Below are 7,581 nucleotides of genomic sequence, written 5' to 3'. Positions count from 1 at the left end.
GGCCGACGGCGTGGACGCGGCGCCGGCTGCCGCGGGCTCGCCCGCCTTGGGGCCACAGCCGGCCAGCAGTCCGCTGGAGGCCCCCGCCGCCAGCGCAACGGCCTTGGCGCCAGTGCCCAGGACGGCGCGGCGCCGGGGGTCCACGGGTTGGCCTTGGTGAGAATCGTCGCTCATGACGGGCTCCTTCGAGGGTTGTAATGCCCGCTCAGGTGCCGGGTTGGCCGGTACCCGCGGGGACGATCGGAATGACGGGCGCTGCGGCGCCCGCTTCTGCCGCCAGGGGCGGCGGCGCCATCGCGGAGCGCCTCTCGCGCTTGAGCCGGCGCTGGATGAGCACGGGACACTTGTGCTCGTGGTGGTAAAGCACCTGGCAATGCAGGCAGGAGATGCACTCGTTCGGGTTGATGTGCCCTTCCGGATGGATGGCCTCGACCGGGCATTCCTTGAAGCAGCGCATGCAAGGATTGCCGCACTCGCGGTAACGCTTGAGCCAGTCGAACATGCGGATGCGCCCGGGGATCGCCAGCGCCGCACCCAGCGGGCAGAGGTAGCGGCAGAAGAATCGCTCGACGAACAGGCCCGCGGCCAGCAGCGCGAGGGCAAAGGCCACGAACCACCACTCGCGCATGAAGCGCAGGATGATCGCCGTCTTGAACGGTTCGACCTCGGCGAACATCTCCGCGACGGCGAGCGAGCCGAGCGACACGCCGAAGAGGCCGAGGAAGATGATGTACTTGAGCGGCCACAGCCGCTCGTGCACGCGCCACGGGATCTTGAGCTGCGGCAGCCTCAAGGCCCGGGCCGCGCGGTTGGACAGCTCCTGCAGAGCGCCGAACGGGCAAAGCCAGCCGCAGAAGGGGCCGCGGCCCCAGAACAGCAGCGCCGCCGCGACCGAGCACCACAGGATGAAGACCAGCGGATCGACCAGGAACGACGACCACTGGAAACCGGTGCGCAGCGCCGTCGTGAAGGTCAGCACGTTCACCACCGAGAGCTGCGCCTGAACGGTCCATCCGAGCCAGACCAGGGTCATGGCCAGGTAGCCCAGGCGGATGCGGTCGTAGAGCTTCTCGCGCTTCACCAGCGCGTCCTGGAAGAAGAAGATGAGCGTCAGCACGGCCAGCATCGCGGCGAGCACGGCCACGGAGGCGGCCTTGCTGGCCCACAGGCGCTTCCACAGCGGCGGCCCGTCCTGGCCGGCGGATGCACCTTGGGTATCCGCCTCCGCTGCGGCGGCTGGCGCGACGGCGCGCGGCTCGCTCGCGGCCGCCGCAGAGCTCGCTCCCGCGGCCGCGGCGACCAACTTGGTGTAGCGCCGGGGCAGCTCGTAGGGCAGCGTGAAGGACACGAACGCCTTGTCCAGCGCGCCGGTGGCACGTTGCACGAGCAACTGCAGACGCCATGGCGCAGCCGGATCGAACTCGGTGCCGGCGGGGATCAGGAAGACGCCGATCTCCTTGAGCTCGGGCGCACCCGCCGCGCGCAGCGCGCCGACGCGGCGATGCAACCGGTCCCGGAAGCGGATCGTCTCCGCGCCCTGGATCAGCTCGATGCGGTCGAAGATGCCGCCGCGCACGTAACCCGAGCCCTTGAACGAATAGAGGCCTTTCCCGGCCACAAGGATCGCCTGCTGTCCCGGCGACAGCATGCCGGACACGCTCGCATACTCCTCCTCGCCCAGCAGGCTGCGGCCGATGGCCGGCTGCGACACGAGCGCGGCGTAGAGGTCGATGAAGTCAGCATCCTCGGGGCCGGGTTCCGGCCTTTCGGCAGCCAGCTTGTTGCCCGACTCAACGAAGGCCTTGTTGACCTGCCCGACCGTCAGATGCAGGTGGCGCACCGCGCCCTCGTTCAGCAGGGTGTTCCAGTCGACCACCGCCCCCGCTTGGCTGTCGACGGTGCGCTGCTGCGGCAAGGCGGCACCGGCGGGCGCGCTCTGCGTGCCCAGCGCCCGGGCTACCCGCACGGCTGAACGCACGACGGTCTCCCCCATCACGAGCACGGTGACGGTGGCACCGCTGACGATGTCGGGATGGGGCGGCCCTTGGTTGGTCGCGGAGGCCTTGAGCGGGTTGTAGCCGACGAACGACTGCAGGTACGTGACGACCTTGCGCTCGGGAATTCCGATCAGCACGATGGGTTCGCTGTGCGCCACCAGCTTGACGCCGACGATCGTGCCTTCGGTGTCCAGGCCCACCAGGATGTGGATCGGCTTGCCGGAGTAGCCGTTGGCATCGACGTACTCCGAGTTCAGGTAGACATAGCCGAGCAGCCGGTCGCCGCGGTACGCGGGAGCCACCCGTGGCGACTCGCGCATCGGCCCGAACCGGTCCGCACCGGGAACAATGTCCGACGCGGTGACCTTGGGAAGGAAGGCGTCCAGCCCGGCTGCATCGGCCGCGGCGTGCACCGGGCACCCCCACCCCAGGATGGCCGTGATGACCAGCACCAGCAGCAGTCGTGGGATTTGAAGGATCAATGCCACCTCGCCAGCCATGGACGCTCCATCAAGCGGCGAATATCGGCAAAAATCGTGCCTGCCACGGTCGAATTGCCTGCCCGCCGTAGAGATTCCGTTGCGAAGTCATCGGATACAGGAAGCGTGCCGCAGCATGCCGAGTGCTTCAGGAAAGGCCCATCGATGCGCAAACCCCTGTTCGACCACCAGCCCGAGACCGGCGAGGTGAGCCTGTCGGTGCTCATTGGCGTGGCCAACGCCATCGAGCGCGAGTCCATGCGGCGCTATGACGCGCTCGCCGACCTCATGCAGCGCCGTGGTGACGCCGCGACGGCCGAAGCGTTTCGCGCCATGCGCGACGAGGAGCGGGCCCACGTCGACGCCGTCGAGTACTGGGCGGGAACCCTGGGAGAGCCGGTGCCGGACACCGCGGACTTCAAATGGCGGCTGCCGCCGGAGATGGCAAGCGCCTGGAGCGACGTCGCGGGCAGCGCGCTGCTTTCACCGTACCGCGCCTATGCCATCGCCGCGGACAATGAACAGCGTGCGTTCGCGCTGTACAGCTATCTCGCCTCCCAGGCATCCGATCCCGCTGTGGCGGCCCAGGCGGAGCGCCTGGCGCTGGAAGAGCTGCGCCACGCATCGTTGATGCGACGCTGGCGGCGAAAGGCCTGGCATCGCGAGCGGCGGCAGTTACAGGCACCCCCGCCGACCGTCCCGACGCAGGAGGCGTTGGACTCGTTGCTGGCCCAACGGGAGGCCGGGATCGCCAGACGCCATCGCGCCGTGGCGGCGGCGTTGCGTGCCCAGGGTGACGAGGAAAGCGCCCGGCTGCTGGAAGATGAACTGTCCGGGGCACCGCTGCCCCCGTCGGCCGGCGAAGCTGCGTCCTACGAGGACACGATTCACGGGGCGTCGGTCGTCTCGTTGCTGGTCCGCGCACAGGAGCCTTTGGAAGCGCTGAGCGAGACGCTGGAGGGGATCATGCGAAGCAGCGAAGGCCGCTTGTTCACCGCGGCCGAAACAGCGCTCGCCCGAGTGGTGCGGCGACTGGGCCGGCTGGCCTTGCAGATCGAGCGCAGGATGCGGGCTTGAATCCGCCGCTGGCCGCCATCGTGGCAGTAGCGGCAATCCTTGCAGCATGGCCTCATGAGTTGCCGGGCGGATGTCAGAATTGCCGGGCGCAGGCCGGGGCGCCTGGCCGGACACGCCCTTCGCCCCGCTTTGCGCCCAAACAACACGATGCACCAGCGGCGCTATGACGTCCCCTTGCTGCTCACCGGCACGACTGGCGCACTGCCGAACCAGATTTCGTAGTGGCGCGGGCGCGGCGGCTTGTCCTTGTAGCGCTCGCTCTGGTTCTGCAATTCCAGCCGCGGTGACGTGAGCAGCGCGTTCGCGATGCTGAGCAACTCGGCTGCTTCGCCGCCGCACTCGTCGGGGCGGAAGCAGCGCAGCGATGGGGTACCGCGCTGGCCGTTTATCCGTTCTATCCCCGGCACAACGATCGCCTGCTGGCCAAGCGTGCGCTGCGCCAGCGCCGCGGCAAATGCGCTCGCCGCCGTGCGCTGTGATTCGTCGTCGATGTGGATGTAGACGCGCGCCGCCAGCGTGGCGCTGGCTTGCGGCTTCGATGCGTTCTCGACGCCCGCGCTCAGCGTGCGCACGCTCTCTTCCAGCTTTGCGACCAGCGCCGCCAAATCGGCACCACTACCACCACCGCCATCTCCACCAACGGACGATGGCTGCCCCTGCGTGCGGGCCAGTACCAGCGCCTGCTCCACCTCGTCAAGCGCCGACTGCTGGCGCACCCGTGCCATCTCCGCCTGCTCGCGCTGCCACCACGCGGTGCCGGCCAGCGCGATCGCGCCCACGGCGACCGCGCCGATTGCGGCCTGCTTCTGCAGCCACCACGCACGCTCGTCGGCGCACCAGGAGCTGCGCTGGTAGTCGGGCGACATCAGCACCAGCAGCAGCGTGGCCGACTGCACCTTTGCCTCAAGCTGCTCGGTCAGCGGCAGCGCGGGGTCGATCCGCGAGCCGGGTTCGCCTTCGGCGTCGAAGAACATCCCCAGCTTATTGCGGTAGTCCGGATCGGACCGCAGCTCCTGCCGCAGCGCGCGCACGAACATATGCGACCACTGCTGGAGGAACGGCTCGCCATCGGCATCCGAGCCATGGCTGTAGCTGACGAAGATGTCGTGCTGGAAGGGATCGCCGCAGTAGCTCACAGCAAAAGACCATCAAGGCGCATCGCCGCGCCACCATACACAGTGACCCGCAGCGCCGCCGTGCAACGCACGCCCGGGAACCGCACCGCGGCGCCCCACGGTTCCACGCCCGGCTTGCCGCCGGGTCCGTCCTGGCCGCCTTCCACGGGCTGCATCTTTCGCTTGGCCTCCACAGGTGCGCCGCCGCCGTCGGCTCAGGCGTTTGCCGCGCCGTGCATCAAGGCCTGGCAGATCGCCTGCACGGTGATGCCCTCGTTGGCCTCGTATTCACCCACGCCGTTCAAGCGCGGGGAAAGGCCGCCACGGTCCGGTCCAGAACGGCGAGTGCCGCGTCGCGCGCGCCTATATGGAGATCAGAGCGTCGGCCGCGGCACAGGGCAGGAAAAAGCCGGTGCGCCGGGTCAAGTCGGTGGAGCACACACGACCAAAGTCATGAGGCGCCGCGCCAACGCCGCGCCGTCACCGCCCAGGCCTGCTGTTGACGATCAAGGTTGCTGCCAACGCGGCCTCATCGAGTTGATGAGGCAACATTTAGCGCAGGATATACGTTGCCGGGCTCGTTTGTTGGCTCATTGATGCCGACTCAATAGCAAGTGCACGCAAGATGCGCCCGCAATCTGTTCTTGGTCTCAAGCGGCTCATCAGACGCCTGCCACACCAGCAAGAAGCCTCAGCCCATTCCATCCGCAGCGGCAACTGCGCGAACCTCCTGCCCCACGAGAACGCATGACGACCATCGAGGCGCCGGGCGTTCCTTGAACTACTTCAAGGAAACGCTCAGTGCCGTCATCTACATTAATAAGAAGCATTAGATATATATCTTCAGACGAACGCCACGGACACGTAAATGCGCCAGATCTCCGGTACGACCATCAGCGCTTGCACCATGGCCCCCCGTGAGCTGCATTCCCTGGCGTTCCAGGCCTTGGACAGCCAACTCGACACCGTAGGGGCATGCAAAGGATCGTCAAAGTGCGCGTTTGGATAAACGCGCTGCGCGCCGCGCGCTGGCGGGCGTGCTGGTGAGAACTTGCCTGAGTAAGGCTGCCTGACCGATGGGATTCGCCGTGCTTTTCTCCACCACCGTGCAAACGATCCCGGGCTTGCCCGAGGAATCTTCGGACGCCGCATACACCGCCGAGGCCGGCCAGCCGCCCTCAGGTCGCGTGGACGAAATTCGCTTGAGTGGCGACATCACGATGTGGTTTGTCATCGTGCTGGAGATGTTCACGTTCGGCTTGCTGTTCGTCGTGTATGCCTTTGCCAGGGCAAAAGACCCGGCGATGTTTCGTGCGGGTCAATCAAGCCTGGACTTACGCCAGGGAGCCATCAATACCGTGATTCTCCTGACCGGCAGCTGGTGTGTTGCCCGGGGTGTGCACGCACTGCGCAGCTCAAGGGTCAACACTGGTGCACGGTGGCTCTGGAGCGCTGCGGCACTGGGCATCGCTTTCTTGCTTGTCAAGGGCCTCGAATACAAGCAGAAGCTGCGCGCCGGCTACGACATGAGCAGCGATGACTTCTGGATGTTCTACTACCTGCTGACCGGCTTCCACTTCATGCATGTCGCCGCAGCGGTGCTCATCGTTGCCGCGATCGCCTTTCTTGTGCCGCGCCGTCAATGGACTGCGACCGACACACAGGCTCCGGAAACGGCCGCGGTGTTCTGGCATATGGTGGATCTGCTATGGGTGGTGCTCTTTCCGTTGGTCTACGTGCTGCGATGAATGTTCTTTGCAAGCGAATCGATGTCCTGTGGCTGGTGACCCTGGTGGCCACGGGAGTGTCCTGGTGGGCAGGGGAATCGCCGCTTGGAATGGATGGCGGCTGGGCCGTGGGCATCGTCTTTACGATGTCGCTGGCCAAAGGCCTTGCCATTGCGCTGGACTACATGGAGTTGCGCGGAGCGCCAGCGCTATGGCGGCGGTTCGTGGTGGGCTGGCTGCTGTTCGTGATTCTGGCCGTCATGGCTCTGTGGCTATGGGCAGCCTGAGCCGGGCCGGGCGACGCGCTACCGGCCCAAGAAGGCGGCAGGATCAGCCCATGGGAATGGCCATAAGGCAGAAAATCCATCGACGCTCGGCGAACGCGAGCCGTTGAGTATGCACCAGCGCTGCTGGATGCTGTCGAGACGTCCACGCAGGCGTCGCTGCGAAACCTGTGCAGCACCGCTGCCAGCACCGGCATTCCCAGCGTGCAGCCGCAGCGTGCCCAGGCCGATGAGCGCGTGTCCAAGGTCAGCTTGCGCCTTGCGCTGTACGCGCTGGAGCCGCAAGGCTAGATGCGCTGATCCGGGCTCTCGCCACCTGACAGGGCCTGCTGCCTTGAAACTTTCCAGCGACCGCTGCGATGCCCTGCCCGGCGGCCTTGCGCAGGGCATTGCGGCAGACATCGAGCGCGCCGCCGCGCTTGCGGGCTGAGCGTGCTCAAGCCCAACGACCTGCGGCTGCCAGATCCTGGCGGTGTGGACGGGGTGCCGTGTGGCTCAAGTCCGAAGCGCGCTGCGCACAGCCGTCCCCGCATGCGTGCAGGGCCGCAGCCGTGCTGCTGCCCAGGGCGTGCTGCGCTACCGATCACTGGAAGGCGATCCACCCAGCTCGGCGTCCAGCGGCTCATCGTGATGGGGACTGCCATTGCGCTTGAGCGTGCCTTGCTCCCAACCAGCCTGCCATGCTTGGGCCTCGGCCGTGTCCGGTCGGTATGGACAACCGTACCGGGCATCCACGCCAGCGGTGAATCCGTTGCGCCAAGCGATCCGAACTTCTTCAGCGTTCATTGCTACAGCCCATGTACTGTTACGGGGTCAACGGCCCAGCATACGCCAACCCCTTGAAAAAGGGCTCTCTTGAATTTTGAGTGGGTTGACTTGCCGGCTTTGGGGCTGGCAGCCCT

The 7,581-nt window shown here is 66.7% G+C and carries 6 protein-coding genes; 3 read left to right on the top strand and 3 right to left on the bottom strand.

The genetic code is table 11. The features are described 5' to 3' along the window. Positions 1-205: 205 nt before the first annotated feature. Complete coding sequence (locus Q0741_RS06560) at positions 206-2,497, bottom strand: NosR/NirI family protein (protein WP_298232397.1); 2,292 nt, start codon at positions 2,495-2,497, stop codon at positions 206-208. Positions 2,498-2,641: 144 nt separating this feature from the next. On the opposite strand from Q0741_RS06560, the gene Q0741_RS06555 reads away from it, so the two are divergent. Then, positions 2,642-3,553: a ferritin family protein gene (locus tag Q0741_RS06555; RefSeq protein WP_298232396.1), complete on the top strand. Its 912-nt coding sequence runs from the start codon at positions 2,642-2,644 to the stop codon at positions 3,551-3,553. Between the two features lie 161 nt (positions 3,554-3,714). Here Q0741_RS06555 and Q0741_RS06550 read toward each other — a convergent pair whose 3' ends face one another. Continuing rightward, the gene (locus Q0741_RS06550) at positions 3,715-4,689 is read right to left on the bottom strand and encodes a hypothetical protein (protein WP_298232395.1); all 975 of its coding nucleotides are present in this window, start codon (positions 4,687-4,689) and stop codon (positions 3,715-3,717) included. After that, a complete protein-coding gene (locus tag Q0741_RS06545; RefSeq protein WP_298232394.1) occupies positions 4,686-4,844 on the bottom strand; it encodes a hypothetical protein in 159 nt (52 codons plus the stop codon). The genes Q0741_RS06550 and Q0741_RS06545 overlap by 4 nt, the downstream gene beginning before the upstream one ends. 900 nt (positions 4,845-5,744) lie before the next feature. On the opposite strand from Q0741_RS06545, the gene Q0741_RS06540 reads away from it, so the two are divergent. Next, complete coding sequence (locus Q0741_RS06540; RefSeq protein ID WP_298232393.1) at positions 5,745-6,416, top strand: cytochrome c oxidase subunit 3; 672 nt, start codon at positions 5,745-5,747, stop codon at positions 6,414-6,416. Further along, positions 6,413-6,682: a cytochrome C oxidase subunit IV family protein gene (locus Q0741_RS06535; RefSeq protein WP_298232392.1), complete on the top strand. Its 270-nt coding sequence runs from the start codon at positions 6,413-6,415 to the stop codon at positions 6,680-6,682. The genes Q0741_RS06540 and Q0741_RS06535 overlap by 4 nt, the downstream gene beginning before the upstream one ends. Positions 6,683-7,581: the final 899 nt, after the last annotated feature.

Source organism: uncultured Azohydromonas sp. (assembly GCF_937926365.1).
Lineage (GTDB): Bacteria > Pseudomonadota > Gammaproteobacteria > Burkholderiales > Burkholderiaceae_C > Azohydromonas.
This window is presented reverse-complemented; position numbering and strand designations above follow the sequence as displayed.